Source organism: Sandaracinobacter sp. T42 (genome assembly GCF_059115405.1).
The window spans coordinates 1,264,063-1,283,417 of record NZ_CM181101.1 but is presented as its reverse complement, the minus strand read 5'-3'; the positions used below and the strand labels follow the sequence as shown (position 1 = coordinate 1,283,417).

General features: G+C 69.9%; 21 protein-coding genes. 14 read left to right on the top strand and 7 right to left on the bottom strand.

Translation table 11 applies throughout. From position 1 onward, the window contains the following. Positions 1–2: 2 nt before the first annotated feature. From ACW9TV_RS06175 to ACW9TV_RS06160, 4 genes are read left to right on the top strand one after another with little or no spacing between them, the layout of a single operon-like run. Positions 3–404 (top strand): beta/gamma crystallin family protein, encoded by a 402-nt coding sequence (locus ACW9TV_RS06175; RefSeq protein ID WP_494304974.1) that lies wholly within the window; start codon positions 3–5, stop codon positions 402–404. 12 nt (positions 405–416) lie between these two features. Next, on the top strand, positions 417–1,451 hold the full coding sequence (locus ACW9TV_RS06170) for a phosphotransferase family protein (protein ID WP_494304973.1): 1,035 nt from the start codon (positions 417–419) through the stop codon (positions 1,449–1,451). Further along, the gene (locus ACW9TV_RS06165) at positions 1,448–2,686 is read left to right on the top strand and encodes an acyl-CoA dehydrogenase family protein (protein WP_494304972.1); all 1,239 of its coding nucleotides are present in this window, start codon (positions 1,448–1,450) and stop codon (positions 2,684–2,686) included. The genes ACW9TV_RS06170 and ACW9TV_RS06165 overlap by 4 nt, the downstream gene beginning before the upstream one ends. Beyond that, the gene (locus ACW9TV_RS06160) at positions 2,683–3,198 is read left to right on the top strand and encodes an NUDIX hydrolase (protein ID WP_494304971.1); all 516 of its coding nucleotides are present in this window, start codon (positions 2,683–2,685) and stop codon (positions 3,196–3,198) included. Before ACW9TV_RS06165 ends, ACW9TV_RS06160 begins: the two co-directional genes overlap by 4 nt. Here ACW9TV_RS06160 and ACW9TV_RS06155 read toward each other — a convergent pair. From ACW9TV_RS06155 to ACW9TV_RS06125, 7 genes are all read right to left on the bottom strand, one after another. Continuing rightward, complete coding sequence (locus ACW9TV_RS06155) at positions 3,195–3,398, bottom strand: ribbon-helix-helix domain-containing protein (RefSeq protein WP_494304970.1); 204 nt, start codon at positions 3,396–3,398, stop codon at positions 3,195–3,197. The genes ACW9TV_RS06160 and ACW9TV_RS06155 overlap by 4 nt on opposite strands. Positions 3,399–3,586: 188 nt before the next feature. Continuing rightward, complete coding sequence (gene phbB / locus ACW9TV_RS06150) at positions 3,587–4,309, bottom strand: acetoacetyl-CoA reductase (RefSeq protein ID WP_494304969.1); 723 nt, start codon at positions 4,307–4,309, stop codon at positions 3,587–3,589. Positions 4,310–4,385: 76 nt separating this feature from the next. Further along, positions 4,386–5,402 carry a ferrochelatase gene (hemH, locus tag ACW9TV_RS06145; RefSeq protein WP_494304968.1) on the bottom strand — a complete coding sequence of 339 codons (1,017 nt, stop codon included), beginning with the start codon at positions 5,400–5,402 and terminating at the stop codon, positions 4,386–4,388. Then, a complete protein-coding gene (locus ACW9TV_RS06140; RefSeq protein WP_494304967.1) occupies positions 5,402–7,636 on the bottom strand; it encodes a xanthine dehydrogenase family protein molybdopterin-binding subunit in 2,235 nt (744 codons plus the stop codon). The genes hemH and ACW9TV_RS06140 overlap by 1 nt, the downstream gene beginning before the upstream one ends. A 16-nt stretch (positions 7,637–7,652) precedes the next feature. Then, a complete protein-coding gene (locus ACW9TV_RS06135) occupies positions 7,653–8,144 on the bottom strand; it encodes a glycosyltransferase (RefSeq protein ID WP_494304966.1) in 492 nt (163 codons plus the stop codon). After that, positions 8,141–8,614, bottom strand: coding sequence for a glucuronosyltransferase (locus ACW9TV_RS06130; protein ID WP_494304965.1), 474 nt, complete (start codon positions 8,612–8,614; stop codon positions 8,141–8,143). Before ACW9TV_RS06130 ends, ACW9TV_RS06135 begins: the two co-directional genes overlap by 4 nt. Next, positions 8,611–9,849, bottom strand: a complete 1,239-nt coding sequence (locus tag ACW9TV_RS06125; protein ID WP_494304964.1) for an acyl-CoA dehydrogenase — start codon at positions 9,847–9,849, stop codon at positions 8,611–8,613. Before ACW9TV_RS06125 ends, ACW9TV_RS06130 begins: the two co-directional genes overlap by 4 nt. A 91-nt stretch (positions 9,850–9,940) precedes the next feature. On the opposite strand from ACW9TV_RS06125, the gene ACW9TV_RS06120 reads away from it, so the two are divergent. The 10 genes from ACW9TV_RS06120 to ACW9TV_RS06075 all read left to right on the top strand — a co-directional run bounded on the left by ACW9TV_RS06120 (position 9,941) and on the right by ACW9TV_RS06075 (position 19,355). Beyond that, entirely contained in the window at positions 9,941–11,134 is a 1,194-nt protein-coding gene (locus ACW9TV_RS06120; protein WP_494304963.1) for a multidrug effflux MFS transporter, read from the top strand. Continuing rightward, positions 11,131–11,559, top strand: coding sequence for an alternative ribosome rescue aminoacyl-tRNA hydrolase ArfB (gene arfB / locus ACW9TV_RS06115; protein ID WP_494304962.1), 429 nt, complete (start codon positions 11,131–11,133; stop codon positions 11,557–11,559). The genes ACW9TV_RS06120 and arfB overlap by 4 nt, the downstream gene beginning before the upstream one ends. Positions 11,560–11,870: 311 nt before the next feature. Continuing rightward, positions 11,871–12,863 (top strand): sigma 54-interacting transcriptional regulator, encoded by a 993-nt coding sequence (locus ACW9TV_RS06110; protein WP_494304961.1) that lies wholly within the window; start codon positions 11,871–11,873, stop codon positions 12,861–12,863. Continuing rightward, positions 12,860–13,195, top strand: coding sequence for a flagellar hook-basal body complex protein FliE (gene fliE / locus ACW9TV_RS06105; protein ID WP_494304960.1), 336 nt, complete (start codon positions 12,860–12,862; stop codon positions 13,193–13,195). Before ACW9TV_RS06110 ends, fliE begins: the two co-directional genes overlap by 4 nt. 1 nt (position 13,196) lies before the next feature. Next, positions 13,197–14,774 carry a flagellar basal-body MS-ring/collar protein FliF gene (gene fliF, locus ACW9TV_RS06100; RefSeq protein ID WP_494304959.1) on the top strand — a complete coding sequence of 526 codons (1,578 nt, stop codon included), beginning with the start codon at positions 13,197–13,199 and terminating at the stop codon, positions 14,772–14,774. Beyond that, positions 14,774–15,760 carry a flagellar motor switch protein FliG gene (locus ACW9TV_RS06095; RefSeq protein ID WP_494304958.1) on the top strand — a complete coding sequence of 329 codons (987 nt, stop codon included), beginning with the start codon at positions 14,774–14,776 and terminating at the stop codon, positions 15,758–15,760. Before fliF ends, ACW9TV_RS06095 begins: the two co-directional genes overlap by 1 nt. Beyond that, positions 15,753–16,343, top strand: coding sequence for a FliH/SctL family protein (locus ACW9TV_RS06090; protein WP_494304957.1), 591 nt, complete (start codon positions 15,753–15,755; stop codon positions 16,341–16,343). The genes ACW9TV_RS06095 and ACW9TV_RS06090 overlap by 8 nt, the downstream gene beginning before the upstream one ends. Continuing rightward, complete coding sequence (locus ACW9TV_RS06085) at positions 16,340–17,689, top strand: FliI/YscN family ATPase (protein WP_494304956.1); 1,350 nt, start codon at positions 16,340–16,342, stop codon at positions 17,687–17,689. The genes ACW9TV_RS06090 and ACW9TV_RS06085 overlap by 4 nt, the downstream gene beginning before the upstream one ends. Then, on the top strand, positions 17,686–18,102 hold the full coding sequence (locus tag ACW9TV_RS06080; RefSeq protein WP_494304955.1) for a hypothetical protein: 417 nt from the start codon (positions 17,686–17,688) through the stop codon (positions 18,100–18,102). The genes ACW9TV_RS06085 and ACW9TV_RS06080 overlap by 4 nt, the downstream gene beginning before the upstream one ends. After that, positions 18,099–19,355, top strand: coding sequence for a hypothetical protein (locus ACW9TV_RS06075; protein ID WP_494304954.1), 1,257 nt, complete (start codon positions 18,099–18,101; stop codon positions 19,353–19,355). Before ACW9TV_RS06080 ends, ACW9TV_RS06075 begins: the two co-directional genes overlap by 4 nt.

Here is a 19,355-nt window from a genome sequence, read left to right as displayed (position 1 = left end):
AGATGCGTTCTTCGATCCTGCCGATTGCCGTCCTGTCCCTCGTGGCGTCCCTCGCGGCACCGGCTTCAGCCGAAGTCGCCATGTTCAGTCAGCGGAACTTCCAGGGCGCCCGCTACGATCTGATTGCCGACAGCCCCAACATGAACTTCTCGCCCCGGTCCGTGCGCATCACGGAGGCGGAAGCCTGGCAGCTGTGTCCCCGCCCCTTCTTCGGCGGCGCCTGCATCGCGGTGAAGGCCAGCAGCGCCAGCATCAGCCTGCCGCGCGCCTTTTCCGGGGTTGTCCGGTCGGCCCGGCCGCTGCCATCTTCGGCTTCGCAGGGCAAGGCAGCCCCGCAGAACAAGGCGGAACCACCGAAAGAGGAGGACCTCCCGAAAGAGAAAGACAAGGGCGAAAAATCCTGACAGCAGCGCTGCATGTTCCGTAACGATTCAGTGCCGCAGGACTGGACGGCCATATCCCGCTGGCTTCAGGGCCAGGATCTCGGGCTTGATGCCGCACCGCCACCCCGCCAGTTCGCGGGCGGCCTTGCCAATCTGAACTATCTGGTCAGCGTGAATGGCGCGCCCGCCGTGTTCCGCCGCCCCCCGGGCGGGGATCTGGCGCATGGCGCGTCCGACATGGCGCGCGAAGCCCGTGTCCTGCGGGCGCTGAACCCGGTGTTTCCGCTCGCGCCACGCAGCCTGGCCTTCTGCGACGATGTCGCCGTCATCGGGGTTCCGTTCCAGCTGATCGAATATCGCCCGGGCGTCGCGATCGGCGGCGTGCCGCCAGCCGGCCTGTCCGGCGCCGACAGCAGCTGGTTGATCGCCGCGCTGGTGGGCGCGCTGGCCCGCCTGCACGCCCTAGATCCCGACCGGGACGGCCTGACATCGCTGGGCAAGCCCACCGGCTTTGCCGAACGCCAGCTGAAGGGCTGGACGAAGCGCGCCGAAGCCGCCTTCGGAGCCGATGCGCCGCCCGTGCTGGGCCCGCTGCTGGCGCGGCTGGCGGAAACCCTGCCGCCCGATCCGCCCGCCCGCCTGCTGCACATGGATGCGAAGTTCGACAATCTGCTGGTCGATCCCGCGACACGTACGCCCACCGCCCTCATCGACTGGGACATGGGCACATTGGGCCCGCCCGCCTTCGATCTCGCCGTGCTGCTTTCCTACTGGATCGAGCCCGGCGACCCGAAGGCCACCCATGCGCTGGAGGCCGTTCCATCGCTTGCCCCCGGCTGGCCGGGCCGGGCCGCCGTGATCGCCGCCTATGCCGGCGCGGCCGGCGACATTCCGCCGCATCTGGGCTGGCATCTGGGCCTCGCCCGGCTCCGCCTCGCCACCGCCTGGATGCAACTCTATCGCTTGTGGCAGCAGGGAGGTCTTTCCGGCAGCCGCTATGCGGGCTTCGATTCCCTCGCCTCGGCGATCCTCGCCCAGGCGCTCGACCAGTTTGAGGACCAGCCATGATCGACTTCTCGATATCGCCCGAACTCGCGGCGCTCGCCGCCCGCACCCGCAAGTTCGTCATCGACGAGATCATCCCCTACGAACGGGATCCGCGGCTGACCCAGCATGGGCCGACGGACGATCTCAGGCAGGAACTGGTGGAAAAGGCGCGCGCGGCAGACCTGCTGTCGGTGCAATGCCCCACCACCTATGGCGGCAAGGGCCTGTCCCACACCGAAGTCGCCGTCGTGCTGGAAGCCTCGGGCTGGTCCACGCTGGGGCCCGTCGCAATGAACTGCGCCGCCCCGGACGAGGGGAACATGTTCATCCTCTCGAAGATCTGCCGCCCCGATCAGGCGGACCGGTATCTGAAGCCCGTGGTGCAGGGCCACCAGCGCTCCGTCTTCGCGATGACGGAACCCGAGGGCGCGGGTTCGGATCCCGCCCAGTTGAAGACAGAGGCCGTGTTCGACGGCACCCACTTCACGATCAACGGCCTGAAATGGCTGATCACCGGGGCGAATGGCGCAAAGACCTGGATCATCATGGCCCGCGTGCTGCCCAACGCCCACGGCCCGGATGGCCCCACCCTGTTCGTCTGTGAAGGCGGCACCCCCGGCATCGAGATCCAGCGGGTGATGAACTCGATGGACCGCAACTATGTCGAAGGCCATGGCGTGGTACGCTTCAACAATCTGAAGCTGCCGGCGGACGCCCTGCTGGGCGAAGTGGGGGAAGCCTTCCGCTATGCCCAGATGCGGCTTGCGCCCGCGCGGATGACGCACTGCATGCGCTGGCTGGGGGCCGCCGCGCGCGCCCACAAGATCGCCATCGATCACGCCCGCACCCGCACCGCCTTCGGCAAGGCGCTGGGCGAACATCAGGGCGTCTCCTTCCTCCTCGCCCAGAACGAGATCGACCTGAAGGTCAGCCGACTGCTGATCTGGCAGACGGCCTGGCTGATGGACAATGGCGTCAAGGGCCGCCACGAAAGCTCGATCGCGAAATCCGAAATATCCGAACGGCTGTTCCAGGTGACGGACCGCTGCGTGCAGATCCTGGGCGGCATCGGCGTCACGGACGAGACGGTTGTGGAAATGATCTACCGCGACATGCGCCCGTTCCGCCTGTATGATGGCCCGACGGAAGTGCACAAGTTCGCCATCGGCCGCCAGCTGATGCGCCAGGGCACTGAGTTCGAGGCGACGCCGACAGCGGATGGCCTGCCGGTGCCGTTCGTGAAGACGGCCGGATGAGCACCGCCGTCTGGCAGGGGAAATTCCTGGAAGCGCATGTCGCCCCCTGGGGCGACGGCGGCCAGTGGGAATATGTGAAGCGCGTGCGCGGCATACAGGCCGCCGTCATCGTCGCCCTCACCGATCTGCATGAGCTGGTCCTCGTCGAACAGTTCCGCCCGGCGCTGGGCCGGCCCTGTATCGAGCTTCCCGCCGGGCTGGTGGGCGACGAGACCGACGGCGAGCATGTGTTCGACAGCGCCCGGCGCGAGCTGTTCGAGGAAACCGGCTATGAGGCCGACATATGGGAAGAGTTCGGCGAATTCGCCTCCTCCCCCGGCATGGTCGGCGAGATCTTCCACCTCTTTCGCGCCACGGGCCTGCGCCGCACCGGCGCCGGCGGCGGCGTGGCGAACGAAGGCATCGTTCCCCATGTCGTGCCCGTGTCGCTGATCCCGTCGTTCATTGAATCCGCCCGGTCACGCGGTTGCGTGATCGATACCCGGCTGCTGATCGGGCTCGGCCTGGTCTAGGCGCGGCGCGCGCGCCTAAGCAGTTCCACCCGGATCGCGCTGGCGAGTGGCGTTGTGCGGGCTTCATCCAGCCGCGTGATCCAGCCGGTGGGCGTGATCCCTTCGCTGGCCACCGCCTCGTCGAACGCGGCCCAAAACTCGGGCTCCAGCGCGACAGAGGTGCGATGCCCCTGGATGGTGAAGCTGCGTTTCTTCAGCATGACGGAGGATATAGCGGCCGGCGGCGGAGCCGCCGAGTCCGCTTTCGCCTGGGAGGGGAAGGAAGAAGAAGGAAGCGCAGGCAAAGCCTGCGCCGTCGGACGGATCGGCGATAGAAATCGCCGATTCCGCCGGCCGTACTGCTGCGAGTCTGCGCGTTAGCGCTTTGCGCCAAGCGCAGCCGCCGCCGTCAATACATGTGCTGCCCGCCGTTCACGCTCATCGTGGAGCCAGTGATGAAACCGGCGTCCTCGGCGCACAGGAACACCACCGCGCGCGCGATCTCCTCGGCATGGCCCAGCCGGCCCACCGGGATCTTCGCGACGATCTTTTCCAGCACGTCGGGCGGAACGGCGGCCACCATGTCGGTGTCGATATAGCCCGGCGCGATGGCGTTCACCGTGACCCCGAACTTCGCGCCTTCCTGCGCCAGCGCCTTGGTGAAGCCGTGGATGCCGCTTTTCGCGGCAGCATAATTCACCTGCCCATATTGCCCGGCCTGCCCGTTGATGGAGCCGATGTTCACGATCCGGCCCCAGCCGCGCTGCCGCATGCCCGGGAACGTCGCCTTGGCGGTATTGAAACAGCCGCCCAGGTTCACGTCGATCACTTCCTTCCAGGCCTCGAACGTCATCTTCAGCAGTGTGCCATCCCGCGTGATTCCGGCGTTGTTCACCACCACGTCGATCGGCCCCAGTTCCGTCTCGATGGCGGCCACGCCGTCCAGCACGGCCTGGTGGTCGGCCACGTTGAACTTCCAGGCCCGGATGCCCGTCCGCTCGGTGAAGGCCTTCGCCCTGTCGTCCGATCCCACATAATTGGCCGCGACCGTGAACCCTGCCGCCTTCAGTCCCGTGCAGATGGCTTCGCCGATGCCCCGGGTTCCCCCGGTGACCAGTGCAACACGCGCCATGAAACTCTCCCTTCCCGTTTCCGGCGAAGCTAGACGCCGGCCTTGCCAGGCACAAGCCGCCGGGTCGCCGAAATATTCAGCGAATCCAGCCTGCCAGTGCGTCCTGCAGCAAGGCTTTCAGCATTGCCACGCCCTCGTCCGACGCGTTCAGGCAGCTGAGCGCGGCGAAATGGGTGCCACCGGCCTCAAGGAACGTCTCCCGCGCGCCGATCGCGATTTCTTCCAGCGTCTCGATGCAGTCGGCGGAAAAACCCGGCATCAGCACGGCGACACGCCGGGTTCCGGCCTGCGCAAGCTCCTCCAGCAGCGGCTCGGCATAGGGTTTCAGCCATTCGGCGCGGCCGAACAGGCTCTGGAAGGCCAGCGGCATCTCCGCCTCGGTCCGCCCGAGCGCTTCGCGCAGCAGACGGGCGGTCTTCTGACAGTGGCAGTAATAGGGGTCGCCCAGATCCAGCGTGCGCCGGGGCATGCCGTGGAAGCTCAACACGATCTTCTCCGGCGTGAAATCCAGCGCACCCAGCTGCCGTTCCACCGAAGCCTTCAGCGCCGCGATATGGGCCGGATGATCGTAATAGGGCGCAAGCGTGCGGATGGCGGGCAACCAGCGCTGGCCCTTCAGGATCCGGAACAGTTCATCGAGCGCGCTGCCCGTCGTCGCGCCGGAATATTGCGGATAGAGCGGGGCCACACAGATGCGATCGCACCCCTGCGCCCTCAGCCGTGCGATCGCCTCCGCCATCGAGGGCGATCCGTAGCGCATCGCCCAGTCCAGGATCACATTGTCGCCGAAAGCGCCCTGCAGGGCATCCGCCTGCCGGCGGGTGATCGCCCGCAACGGGCTGTCGTTCACTTCCCGATCCCAGATCTTCGCATAATTGGCCGCCGATTTCGCCGGCCGCCGCGTCAGCACGAACAGCTTCAGGATCGGCTGCCAGATGATCGGCGGGATCTCCACCACGCGCCGGTCCGACAGGAACTGGTCAAGATAACGGCGGACAGCCGCAGGTTCCGGCGCATCCGGAGATCCCAGGTTCAGCAGCAGAAGTCCCACCTTGCCGGTGCGGACGGGCGGATGGCCTTCGGGCATTTTCATCAGGCGCTGTACAGCTTCGCCAGCGGCAGCTGCCGCGCGCGCCTGCCGGTTGCGGCGGCCAGCGCGTTCGCAAGCGCCGGCGCGGCGCAGGGAAGGCCCGGTTCGCCCACACCGCCCAGGGCCGCGCCGCTTTCCACGATCACGGTCGCCAGCCGCAGCGGGGAATCCGCCAGCTTCAGCACATCATACATGTGGAAATTGCGCTGTTCCGCCTCGCCCTCGGCGAAGGTGATTTCTTCGCCCATGGCGGCAGAAAGGCCCATGATGGCCGCGCCTTCCAGCTGCTGACGCACGGAATCGGGCGCGATCACACGGCCACAGTCGATGGCGCTCACCACTTCCAGCAGCTTCACCCTGCCTGCCACAACACCCGCCGTCACCACCATCGCCGCGATCGAACCAAAGCTTTCGTGCACGGCGATGCCCCGTGCAAACCCCTTGGGCGCGGGCTCGCTCCATTTGCCATGATCGGCAGCCGCCTTCAGAACGGCGGCATGGCGGGGCCTGTCCTTCAGCAGCGCCAGCCGGAAGGCGAGCGGATCCGCGCCGGCAGCAGCGGCCAGTTCATCGATGAAGCTTTCCACGATGAACCCCGAAAAGCTGTGCCCCACCGATCGCCAGTAGCCAAGCTGCGCGGGCTGCCCCACCGGCACATGGATCGCCCGGAACGCGTCAACCGCATAGGGGATGTCCGCCAGCCCCTCGATATCGCCGGCGTTCGGCTTGTCCTCGGCAGAGGCCATCATCGGCATGTTGCGCTTGCTGAAATTGTTGTTCAGCGCCGGCACGGCGATGCGGCTGTCCCAGGCCAGAAGTTTTCGATCCGCCGAAAGCACGCCGCGCATCTTCGCCTGGACCGGCGGGCGGTACATGTCTGTCCCGAAATCCTCTTCCCGGCTCCAGATCAGCTGCACCGGCTTGCCTATGGCCTTCGCGATCAGGGCGGCCTCGACCATGGCGTCTGCTTCCGCCTTGCGCCCGAAACCGCCACCCAGCAAGGTCGGGTGGATCACCACATCGGCCTTGTCCATGCCCAGCGCGTCGGCCACGTGCCAGTGCGCAAGCGTCAGCGATTGCGTCGGGCCCCACACTTCCGCACGGCCGCCGACGATCCGGGCCGTCGCCGTCATCGGTTCCATGCAGGCATGCGCCAGATAGGGCAGGCCGTAATCCGCCACGATCACCGTTCCGTCGGCTGCGCCGACATCCCCATGCCCGGCCACTTCCTCGCCGCCGTCGCCCTGCGCGGCCTTCTTCAGTTCGTCGGTGATCCAGGGGCCCGCCTTGCGGCCGTCAACGGCAAAATCGGCCTCCACACTGTCGAGCGCGCGGCGCGCTTCCCAGCTGGTGATTCCCGTTGCCGCCACCCAGTTCGGGCCTTTCACCAGGCTGACCCCTTTCGGGGCCGTCGCACGGGCCAGCCGCCCGCCGACAGGCCCGTGCCGGATCGCGGCATAGACCATGCCGGGCACCCGCACATCGGCCCCGAACCGGGCAGAGCCATCCACTTTCAGCGGCAGATCCAGCCGGGGCAGCGCCTTGCCCGCCAGCCGCCGCGCCGCAGCCGCCCGCAGAACCGGCTCGGGCGGCTCGGCATCGGGATTCACCAGCTTCGCCGCATCGGCAAAGGCCATCCGGTTGGCCTTGTAGACAACGAAGCCGTTCTCGGTGTGAACCTCGCCGGCGGCAACGCCCCATTCGTCAGCCGCGGCCATTTCCAGCCGGGCCCGGGCTTCGGCTGCAGCCAGCCGCAGATCGTCGTGATAGGATTTGATGCTGGTGCTGCCCCCCGTCAGGTGCAGGTTCATCCGCCGCACGGCTTCCTCGCCCACGCGGGCCGCCAGCCCGCGCACCACCGCCGGCAGCCCGGCGGTTCCTTCGCGCACCATGCCCACATTGGCGTAGGCCGGGTGCCAGGGGGCGGGTTCCACCGCCATCATGGCCCAGGCCGCGCCCAGTTCGTCCGCCACGATCTGCGCAAAGCCGGACATCACGCCCTGACCCATTTCCGCCTGCGGCACCGGCACCGTCACCCGGCCGTCCGGCCCGATCTTCACCCAGGGGCCCAGCAGCGTCTCGCCCTCGCCCGCTTCCCAGGCGTTGGGCCAGCTGCGCGGCCACAGCGCATAGCCCACCACCAGCCCCAGCGTCGCGCCTGCCCCGATCAGGAACCCCCGGCGCGAAGGCACGAACCGGGATTTGCGGGGCGATGCGTCTGGCGATTTCTGCAGCATGGCAAAATCCTACGCGTTAAGCGTCGTGAATGAAATGCTTCAGCGTCGCGATCAGCTCCGGCTGCGCGTAGGGCGAAATCGCCCCCGAAGGCTCACGCGAATCCCGCAGCAGCCGGTCGATCAGCGGGCCAACTTCCCTTTCGTCGGCCGCCACATGCAGCCCCGCGCGCCCGGCGAACCGCGCCGCCGTCGCCATCTGATGCTCGTTGCGATGTTCGCCCAACGCGGCCCGACGCGCCATCATCAGCAGCGGCTTCGCCATCGTCAGTGCGGAAATGATCGATCCCATGCCCGCATGCGCCACCATAAGGGTGCAGCTTTCGGCCCGCGCCTGGAACTCGTCTGCCGTAATGAAGGGCTCGAAAGGGAAATTCCGCGGCCGGTAGCTGCCCGGCTCCAGCCGCCCCAGCTGGCCGAACACCGGCACGTCATGGCCGGCGGCCCAGTCGTCCACGGCCTTCACCAGCCGGTCGAACGGCTCCTGTGTTCCCACTGTCAGGAAGATCACAGCACCGCGCCCCGGCAATCGGGCCCGCCCGGCTTCGCCAGATGCGGCCACTGGGTCAGGAACAGGTCGGCATGGGGCCCGGCCTTCACGCCCGAAAGCGAAAGCTCGTCGCCGTTGGCGATGCTGTCGATCCAGCAGGTGCGCGCCCCCAGCAGCCTGCCCGCCCGGATCGCGAAATAGCCGACGCTCGCGCCCGTCGTCACGATCACGTCCGGCCGCACCCGGATCAGCAGCGCCACCGTTTCCAGCATCTGCTTCACCAGCTTCAGCTTCGTCCATCGGTTGGCGTCGGTGATTGGCGTGTAGCTCGCCACCTGCTGCCCCAACCGCCCGGCCGCAACACGAAGCCGCGCCTCATGATCCGGACTGGTGCAGGCCCAGTGCACCTCGCACCCCTCGAACGCGGGCATCAGCCGGTTCAGCTGCACCCAGTGCCCCCCCGTGGACGAGATCGCGAGAACCCGCTTCACGAAAAGGCCTGAAGCCCCGTCTGCGCCCGGCCCAGGATCAGCGCATGCACATCGTGCGTGCCTTCATAGGTGTTCACGGCTTCCAGGTTCATTGCGTGGCGGATCACGCCGAATTCGTCCGAAATGCCGTTGCCGCCATGCATGTCCCGGGCGACACGGGCGATCTCCAGCGCCTTGCCGCAATTGTTGCGCTTCAGCAGCGAAATCGTCTCCGGCGCTAGCTTCCCCGCATCCATCAACCGGCCGGACCGCAGCGCCAGCAGCAGCCCCAGCGTGATTTCCGTCTGCATGTCGGCCAGCTTCTTCTGCACCAGCTGGGTGGCCGCCAGCGGCCGGCCGAACTGCTTTCGGTCCAGCGTATATTGCCGGGCCGCGTGCCAGCAGAACTCGGCCGCGCCCATCGCGCCCCAGCCGATGCCGTAACGGGCGTTGTTCAGGCAGCCGAACGGTCCCTTCAGCCCGGCGACATTCGGCAGCAGCCGGTCGGCCGGAATGTCCACATCGGCCAGCACGATCTCGCCTGTCACCCAGGCGCGCAGGCTGAACTTGCCCTCGATCTTCGGCGTGGAAAGCCCCTTGTCGCCGCGCAGCAGCACGAAGCCCCGGATCTGCTCGCCCGCGCCGTCGCCCAGGTCGCACTTCGCCCACACCACGAACAGATGCGCATAGGGGCTGGAGGTGATCCACATCTTCGCGCCGGTCAGCCGGAAGCCGTCCGCCGTGCGCACCGCGCGCGTCTTCATGCCGGCCGGGTCCGATCCGGCGTCGGGCTCTGTCAGGCCGAAGGCGCCGATCCATTCCCCGGATGCCAGCTTCGGCAGCCATTCCTGCCGCTGCGCCTCGGTGCCATAGGCCCAGATCGGGTACATCACCAGCGACGACTGCACCGAAAAGGCCGAGCGATAGGCCGAATCCACGCGCTCCACCTCGCGCGCGATCAGCCCGTAGGCGACATAGGAAACGCCCGCGCAGCCATAGCCGTGGATGGTCGGCCCCAGCAGCCCTGCTTCCCCGAAGGCCTTCATCAGCGCGGGGTCGCTCGTCTCGTGGCGGTTCGCCTGCGTCACGATCGGGGCCAGGTGCTGCTCGGCGAAGGCACGCGCGGTGTCGCGCACCATCCGCTCCTCCTGCGTCAACTCCAGCTCGATCAGCGCGGGATCGGCCCAGTCGAACCGGGGCCATGGCTTCGCGGGCGATTTCTCTGCCCCGGTTGCCGTTGCGCCTGCTGCCGTCATCGCCCGTCTCCGTCCCGAAATTGCATGGCTGCCCGTTACGCGAGCGCAGCACGGGTGCCAAGGCGCTTCCCCCATGCTAGGCGCGAAGACGATGCATGCCCCTGTCGAGTCCCGCCGCCCCACCCTTGGCTTCGTCCTGCTGGCCGGCGCGCTGACGGCGTTCGGCGCAGTTTCCATCGATTTCTACCTGCCGGCACTTCCCGATATCGCACGCCATTTCGGCGCCGGCCCCGCCGCCGCCCAGCTTACCATGTCGGCGTTCCTTGCCGGAATGGCGATCGGCCAGCTGGGTTGGGGCCCGCTTTCGGACCGGGTCGGCCGCCGCCCGCCGCTGCTGGCCGGCATTCTCCTCTACACGCTCGCTTCCCTCGCGCTCACCCGGATGCCCTCGATCGAGGCGCTGGCCGCCGGGCGCTTCGTGCAGGGGCTGGGCGCCAGCGCCGGGCTGGTGATCGCCCGCGCCGTCATCCGGGACCGCTACGATACCACCGAATCCGCCCGCCTGTTCAGCCTGACCTTCCTGGTGCTGGCCATCGCCCCCATGCTGGCGCCCACCGGCGGCGCGCTTCTGCTGGCGCGCTGGGGCTGGGAATCCATCTTCCTCGTTCTCGCCGCCTTCGGCCTGATCGTTGGCGTCTCCGTCCTGTTCCGCCTGCCCGAAAGCCGCACCGCCGCCACGGCCGAACAGGCGGCCGGCGAAACCCCGCTGCAAAGCTATCGCGCGGCGCTGGCGGACCGGCGTGTCCTCAGCTTCGTGGGCGCGGGCGCGTTCAACAGCGCCGCGCTCTTCACCTATGTCTCGGCCTCGCCCGCACTGTTCATCGAACATTATGCCCGGCCGCCCTCCGCCTTCGGCTGGATCTTCGCGCTGAACGCGCTCGGCCTTGTCATCGCCTCTCAGCTGAACCGGGCCGCGCTGACACGCTGGCCGCCCGGCCTCATCGCCCGCCGGGGCTCGGCGGCGGCGCTGGCCTTCGCCACGCTGCTGTTGCTGTTGTCGGCCGCCGGCGTGGACGACATGGCCGTGACCATGGCGCTGCTCTTCTTCGGGCTGGGCAGCTACGGCTTCGTCTCGGCCAATGCGTCGGCGCTGGCGCTGGGGGCGATGCCGCAGCGCGCCGGGTCCATCTCCGCCCTGATCGGCGCGGGCTCCTTCCTGTTCGGCGCGCTCGCAAGCGCCGTCACCGCCCCCTTCGCGGCCGCCGGCCCGCTGGCGATGGCGGCCGCGATGGCGGCCGGCTTCCTGGGCGCGATGATCTGCATCCGCCGCGCCATCCGCGGATGACAGGCTGGATTCCGGTCAATCGCGGGCTCGCAATCCATGCGGATGAACTGTCGCTGCGCTTCGTCCGCGCCTCCGGCCCCGGCGGGCAGAATGTCAACAAGGTGTCCACAGCCGTCGAGCTGCGCTTCGACCTCGCCAATTCCCCCTCTCTGCCCCCGGCGGTAAAGGCCCGCGCCGCCACGCTCGCGGGTTCGCGCTTCACGGATGCGGGCGAAATCCTGATCTTCGCGGAACGATTTCGAACCCAGGCGATGAACCGCGAAGATGCGATCCAGCGGCTGGTGGAACTGCTGGCAAAAGCCGCCATCGCGCCCAAGGCGCGCCGTCCGACAAAGCCGGGGAAGGCCGCCAAGGCGCGGCGGCTGGACAGCAAGAAGCGCCGGTCCGACATAAAGACGGGACGCGGGAGGCCCCAGGCGGACTGAGCTGCACCGACGCCTGTGGCGTCAAATGGCAACACCGACGCCTGGGGCGTCAATTTCCTGACGCTTCAAGGCGCCGGGCCGCCAGTTTCCTGACGCCGCGCCACATCCACAGCCGACTTCTCCTAGGGCGGGCCGCTTGGCACGCGCCTTGCTTCTGTCCTGGTAACGGCCGGTCATCGGAAAACTTGCCCGCCCTCGCAAGTTTACCGGCCCAGTGCCCGCCGGGTTCGCGACCCCCCGGCGGGCACCTCCGGTGAAACCAGGCCCGCCCACAAGGGCTGACAGGACAGAAAGCAGGACGGCGCAGACAAATGTTGGAACCCGCAACCCGACAGGGGCTTCTCGCCCGCCAGTTCGAAGCCCTTCTTGCAGACTCCGCATCCGAAGGGCCGGTCGCGGTCGATCCGCTCAGCCGCCGGCTTCTCGCCCTTGCCAGCCAGGCCGCCCGCTCAAGCGCCACCATCCTTGTCACCGGCCCGTCAGGGGCGGGAAAGGACGTGATCGCCCGCTTTTTGCACGCCGAAAGCGACCGGGCCGATCAGCCGTTCCTGGCGCTCAACTGCGCCGCCCTTCCGGACGCCATGCTGGAAAGCCTGCTGTTCGGGCATGAGCGCGGGGCCTTCACCGGCGCCGACAGGGCAGCGCCCGGCCTGTTCCGCGCGGCGGGGCGCGGCACGCTTTTCCTCGACGAGATCGGGGAACTGCCGTTCGCATTGCAGGCCAAGCTGCTGCGCGCCATCGAAGCGCGCGAAGTCCTGCCCCTGGGGGCCAGCGTCAGCGTCCCGTTCGAGGCCCGGCTGATCGCCGCCACCAACCGCGATCTATCCGCCGAAGCCGCCGCCGGGCGGTTCCGCGAGGATCTCTTCTGGCGGCTCTCGGTCTTTCCGCTGGCGCTCGCGCCACTGGCACAGCGCCCGGCTGATATCCTGCCGCTCGCGGCACGCATGCTGCGCGGCTGCGAGGTCCGGCTGTCCGAAGCCGCACTGACTACGCTGCTGCGCCACGGCTGGCCGGGCAATGTCCGCGAACTGGGCAACCGGCTGGAACGCGCCCGGATCCTCGCCGCGGGCGGCCCGCTGACAGACGCCCATCTGGAGCTCCCCCACCCCGCAACCGCCGCTTCCACAGCGCTGCCCGGTCAGCTGCGCCGGCACGAAGCGGACATGCTCGCCAGCGCACTGGCCGAAACCGGCGGCAGGCGGCGGGAAGCCGCGCGGCGGCTGGGCATTTCGGAACGCACACTGCGTTACAAGCTCGCCGCCCAGGCCGGCAGGCCCCGAACGATCGCACGGGTTCCCGCATGAGCATCCAGCCCATCGGCCTGTCCGGCGTGCTGCAGCTCCGTGCCGAGATCCTGCAGAAAAGCCAGTCGCTCGGGGCAATTTCCGCACCGGCCGCAGCGAAGCCCGACGGCCCGGCCGCCTTCGGGTCCGCCATGCAGGATGCGCTGAAGGCCGTGGACCGGCTGCAATCGCAGGGCAGCGCGGACGCGGCCGCCTGGGAACGGGGGGACACGCAGGACATTGCGGCTGTCATGCTCAGCCGCCAGAAGGCCTCCATCGCCTTCGAAGCGACGTTGCAGGCCCGCAACCGCCTGCTGTCGGCCTATCGCGACATCATGAACATGCCGGTGTAGCATGGCAGAGGATCCGCTCCCCACGCCCATGCGCGCCGCGCTTCCGGCCGCGCTCGACGGCCCGCTGCAGAACCTGCGGCAGAACCCGGTCTTCGCCCGCTTCGGCTGGCCGGTCGGCGCCACCGCCCTTGCCGGCCTGCTGCTGGGGGGATGGCTGCTGTTCGCCGAACCGGCCCGCAGCCCTGTCTTCGGCCAGCTGCCCGAAGCGGACAAGGCCGCCGTCGTCACCGCGCTGGAGGATGCCGGCCTGTCCGTGGCGCTGGATCCCCGAACCGGCGCGGTGCTGCTGCCGGAACAGGACCATGCCCGCGCGCGGATGCTGCTTGCCGCGCAAGGCCTGCCGAAGGCGGCACCGGGGGGCGCTGACCTGATGGCGGACATCCCGCTGGGCACGTCGCGTGCGCTGGAATCCGCCCGGCTGAAATCGGCACAGGAACGCGAACTCGCCGCCGCCATCGAAAGCCTGGATGGCGTGCAGGCGGCGCGCGTGCTGATCGCCCGGCCGGAACCCTCGCCCTTCCTGCGGGATCGGGCCCCCGTCACGGCGTCCGTCACGGTCACGCACGCCGCCGGGCGCGTTCTGGCCGAATCGCAGGCCCGCGCCGTCGTCCATCTGGTGGCTGGCGCCGTCCCCGGCCTCTCGCCCGACAATGTCGCCATCGCCGACCAGACCGGCCGCCTGCTGGCGGGCGAACCGGGCCGCGGCCGGCTGCAGGCGGATGATCGCCGCCTGAAGCTCCAGGCCGAGCAGGAGGCCCGGATCCGGCAGTCGATCCTGGAACTTCTGGGGCCTGTCGTGGGCCCGGAAAATCTGTCGGCGCAGGTCCGGATCGAACTCGACTTCGCCGCGCGGGAGGAAGCCCTTGAGCGGTTTGACCGCGAAGGCGCACTGCGATCCGAACAGGTCAGCCGCGCGACATCGTCGGAGCCGCGCGCCATCGGCATCCCCGGCGCGCTCAGCAACACGATTCCGTCGGCGCCCACCGTTTCCGCCACGCCACCCCCGGCTGCCACGGGCCCGACGGTGCAGACGACCGGCACCGAATCCTCGACCCGCAACTATGAATTGGGCCGCTCCGTCGAAGTCACGAGCCGCGCGGGTGGCGACATCCGGCGCCTGACGGCCGCCGTCGCCATCCGCGCCGAAGCGCTGGGCCCGCCGGCCGGACGCGCCAGACGACTGGCCGAACTGCGCAACCTCGTCGAAGGGGCCGTCGGCTACGACCAGCGGCGCGGCGACCGCATCGCCGTTTCCGCCAGCAGCTTTGCACCCGCCGCCGACGCCAGCCTGCCCCTGTGGAAGGAACCGGTCGTGGCGGAAAGCGCCAGATGGCTGGCCGTCGCACTTGTCGCAGTCGCTCTGCTGGGCTTCGTGATCCGCCCGATCGTCCGCCGTGCGATGGCCCGATCGGATGCCGCGGAAGCCGCACAGGCCGATGCGGTCACAATCCTTCCACAACAGCCGGCCGCCCTTCCCGATTACAGCCAGAAGCTCGCCGAAGCCCGGCTTCTGGCCAGCACCGACAGCGCCCGGGCAACGGCCGTGGCACGCCGGCTGCTCTCTGGCGGCGCCGCCTGATGCTGAGCGGCGCGGACAAGACCGCCCTGCTGCTGCTGCTGCTGGACGAGCCGGAGGCCGCCGGCCTGCTGGCCCGGCTGGAGCCGCACGAAGTCGAGCAGATCGGCCGCGCGATGCTGAACGTCGCGGACGCCTCGCCCCATACCATCGACCAGGTCCTGGGCGAAGTGCTGGATGCCGCGCGCGAGATCGTCGCCGTCGGCGAAGGCGCGCCGACGGTGCGGGATCTGCTGGGCCGCGCGCTGGGCGACGAGCGCGCCGGCGGCATCCTGGAACGGCTGGGCGAGGAGGCCCGCGCGCCGCTGTTCGAACAGCTCGCCTGGCAGGAGCCCTGGGCCATCGCGACGCTGCTGGAGCCCGAAAATCCGCAGGTGCAGGCCTTCGTCCTAGCCAGCCTTCCCGCCGAACGGGCGGCGCCGGTGCTGGCCCGGTTGCCGGCCGAACGGCACCCCGATCTGGTTCGCCGGATTGCCACGCTCGGCCCCGTGATGCCTGCCGTCGCGGAAGCGCTTGACGCCGCCCTGTCCGAACGCATCGCGGCGGCCCGCCCGCGCCAGCCGCTCTCGGATCTGGGCGGAATGCAGCGCGCGGCCGATCTCATCAACCTCGCCGGTCTGGATGAAAGCCGGGCACTGGAAGCACTCTCGACCGTCGACAAGGGCGCGGCAGACCTGCTCAGCGAAACCCTGTTCACCTTCGCCGATCTCGCCCGGCTTGACGCCCGAACCCTTCAGACCCTGCTGCGCGCCGTGGACAGCGAACAGCTGGTTCCCGCGCTCCGCGCCGCACCGCCTGCGTTGCGCGACCAGCTTCTGTCCGCCATGCCCCAGCGCGCTGCCGAAGCCCTGCGCGACGAACTGGACAATCGCGGCCCGGTGAAACTGGACGAGGCGGCGACTGCACAGAAGGCGATCGCAGCCGCCGCCCGCCGCCTGGCAGCGGAGGGGACGATCAGCCTGCCGGGCAAGGGGCCCGCCTATGTCTGACGCGCAGCCCGTTCCCCTGGCGCGGCTGCTGCGGCCTTCGTCCGCCGCCCTGCCTGTCATCCTGCCCACCCCCCAGGAGGATGACCGCCTGGCAGAGGCCGAAGCCCGCGCCCGCGCCGAGGCGGACAGCGAATGGCAGGCGCGCCTCGCAGCGGCGGAAGATCGGCATGCAAAGGTGATCGCACAGGCCGACGAGGCCCTTGCCAGGCAGGAGCAGCTGACCCGCGATCTGCTGGCCGCGCTCGACAGACAGTTCGCGGACAGCCTTGCCGAACTGGCCCATGCCATCGTCCGCCAGTTGCTCGATGCCGAACCGCCCTTCCCGGCAGACACGCTGCGCGCCCTCGTCGCAGAGGCAATCGCCGCCCTGCCCGCTGGCGAGGCGGGGACGATCCACCTGGCCCCGCAGGATCTGCCCGGCTTCGCGCCCTCGGCCGGGTGGCGCGTTCAGGCCGATCCCGCGCTTGGCAGCGGCACCATCCGGGTGGAAGCCGGCCCGGCGCTTGCGCGTGCGGGCCTCTCGCTCCGGCTCGAAGCGCTCCGGCTCGAAGCACTCAGGGCGCGGCAGGGGGCGCCCGAATGACGCCCGCGCCTGCCAGCCCTGGCATCTTGCTGACTGCCGCGCTGAAAGCCGCCCGCGCGGGTATTGGCCCGGCCCGGCCCGCCGCACAGCCAGGCGGGCGCATCCGCACCGCCGAAGGCCTGCTTCTGTCCTCGGATGGGCCGGACGCCCCTGTGGGCGCGCTGCTGTGCGCCGAAGGCCCGGCCGGCCCCGTGGGCTGCGAAGCAATCGGATTCCGGAACGGACGGCTTCTGATGATGGTGCTGGACGAAGCGCCCGTGGCCCCCGGCAACCCTGTCTGGCTTCAGGTCCCCGCAGGCGACACTCCCGCCGGACCGGCCCTTCTGGGCCGCGTGACCGGCGCGCTGGGCGAGCCGCTGGACGGCCTTGGCCCCATCCGCACAAAGGGGCGCTGGCCGCTGGCGGGGCGGCCGCTTCCGCCGCTCGACCGCGCCGATGTCAGCCAGCCGTTCCCCACCGGCGTTCGCGCCTTGGATGCCCTGCTGACATTGGGGCGCGGCCAGCGCGTCGGCCTGATGGCGGGCAGCGGAGTCGGCAAATCCACCCTGCTCCACCAGCTTGTGCGCGGCGCGGCGGCCGATTGCGTCGTCGTCGGCCTGATCGGCGAGCGTGGCCGGGAGATCGCCGGCTTCCGCGACACCCTGCCGCCAGAGGCCCTGTCCCGCACGCACATCGTCGCCGTTCCGGCGGATGCCGCAGCGCCGGCCCGGTTGCGCGGCTGCCTGTGTGCCTTCGCTTCGGCGGAAGCGCTGCGCGCGGAAGGGCGGCATGTCCTCCTCCTCGTCGACAGCCTCACCCGGGTTGCCCATGCCCAGCGCGAAATCGGCCTTTCCCTGGGTGAGCCAGCCGGTGCGCGCGGCTATCCGCCGTCCGCGCTGGCGCTTCTGCCCCGGCTTGTGGAGCGGGCCGGCAATGATGCGGCGAGTGGCGGCGCGATCACGCTGATTGCGACCGTGCTGGCGGACGGTGACGATACGGTTGCCGATCCGGTGGTGGATACCGCGCGCGGCGTGCTCGACGGCCATGTGATCCTGTCCCGCGCGATCGCGGCGCGCGGGCGCTTTCCGGCGATCGACCTCGGCCATTCGCTCAGCCGCACCATGTCGGCCTGCATCGCTCCGGCGCAGCGGGCGGCGGCCGCCGCCTTCCGCCGTGACCATGCGCTGGCAGAAGCCAACCAGGATCTGGTCGCGATGGGCGCCTATGCCCCCGGCCATGATCCGCTGCTCGATCGCGCGCTTGCCCGCCGTGCCGAGATGGAGGCGTTCCTCGCCCAGCCCGGCGGCGATCCGCTGCCGTTCGATGACTCCGTCGCGGCGCTGGTCGCAGGCTGGGGCGCGGCATGACGCCGGACCGGATCCGACAGCACAGGCTGAACCGCCTGCTGGGCGCCGCCCGCGTGCGAGAGGCAGTGGCGCTTCGCGAACTGGGCCGCGCCATCGCGGCGGAGGCGGCCGCAGCCGCGCGGCGCAACCGGGTGCTGGCACTGGTGGCGGACAGCGCCTCGCCCGTGGGGTCCGTCTCGGCTGATCGGCTGATTGCAGGGGCGCATCTTCGCGGATTGCTCACGCCCGCCGGAGCGGCCGCCCGCCAGGAAGTCGACGCGGCTGCACAGCGCAGGGCCCTCGCCCAGCGGACAGCGGAACAGGCCCGTGCCCGCAGCGGCCACATCGCCGAGCGGGTGGCGGAAAGCCGCCACACCGGCGAACGGGCAGCGGAACGGGCGGCCGATCGCCCCGCGCGAAGGGCCCGGCCATGACATCCGCCCTTCCGGCCGTCGTGGATCAGCCGCTTGCGCCCTCACGTCTGCAGCGTCAGCGCCAGACGGGCCCGCAACTGCCCCCGTTCCTGCTTCCTGTGGATACGGCGGCCCCCTCCGCCCCTGCAGAGGTTCCGGATTCCGTCGGCGCACCATCCCCCGGGGCAGACGATGAACCAACACCCCGCGGCGATCCTGGCGATGAGGTGGCCCGCCCACCACGGGACATGCCGGTTCCGCCCGAAGCGCCGCCCGCCGCGTCGGAACATCAGCCGACAGAGGAAGGACAGCCGACTGTCAGCGCGCGGCATGTGCAGCCGAAACCGACGCGCGCGCCGCCTGCTCCGGCCCCGCTGGCCACCGCGCAGCCCGCATCCGGCGCAGAGGATATGCCCGCGCCGCAGGCCGCCGCGCCAGTGTCCGCCCAGGCAAGGCCAGCGCCCCCGGCCGGGCCGCAATTGCCGCCATTGCGGCTGGAAACGCCGCACTCGCAACCTCCACCCGCCCGGGGCGCGGCGGCTGCGGACGCCGTCGTGCAGGCAATCCCTCCGCCCGCCCCGACGACGCCGCCACCCGCGCCAGCCGACATCCGCATCAGCGCGCCCGGCGAACAGGCGCTTCAGGTCACGCTGGTCACAGGGTCGCCCGATCTCAGGGACCGGCTGACTGCCGCCCGGCCGGATCTCAGGGCCGATCTCGCCCGTGTCGGTGCCGAAGTGGATCTGATTGCTGTGGAGCTTCGTGCCGCGCCGGGCGAAGCAGGGGCCGGTTCCGGCCTTTCCCGCCCCGATGCGGGCAGCGGGAACATGGGCAATCCGAACGGCAACCCGGGGGGCGAGGCCGATGCCATGGCGATCATCCAGGCCGACAGCGGCGGGGCGGCAGACAAGGACGGGGCGGCTGCCACGGGGGCGCGGCTGGGCATCCCCCTGCCAGAGACATCTGCCGACGCCGGGTCCAACCCGCCCGGACAGCCGGGCGGCGCGGACCCTGTCGCTGTTGATGGCACGGCCGACGCGCAGGCCTTCATACCCGCAGAAGCAGCGCCCCGTGACGCAAACCCAGACGAAGCAGCGCCCCGCGACCAGCCGGCCGGCGCGCCCTGGGATCGGCCCGGCGAACGCGGCAGCCGCCCCGGCTCGGATGGCGGCTATCCGCCTCCCCGCCCCCGGGTGCCGCCCCAGGGCTCGAACCTCCGCCCGCCTGCCGGGCCCGACCCATCCGCCGCCCGCACGATCGACCGCTATGCCTGA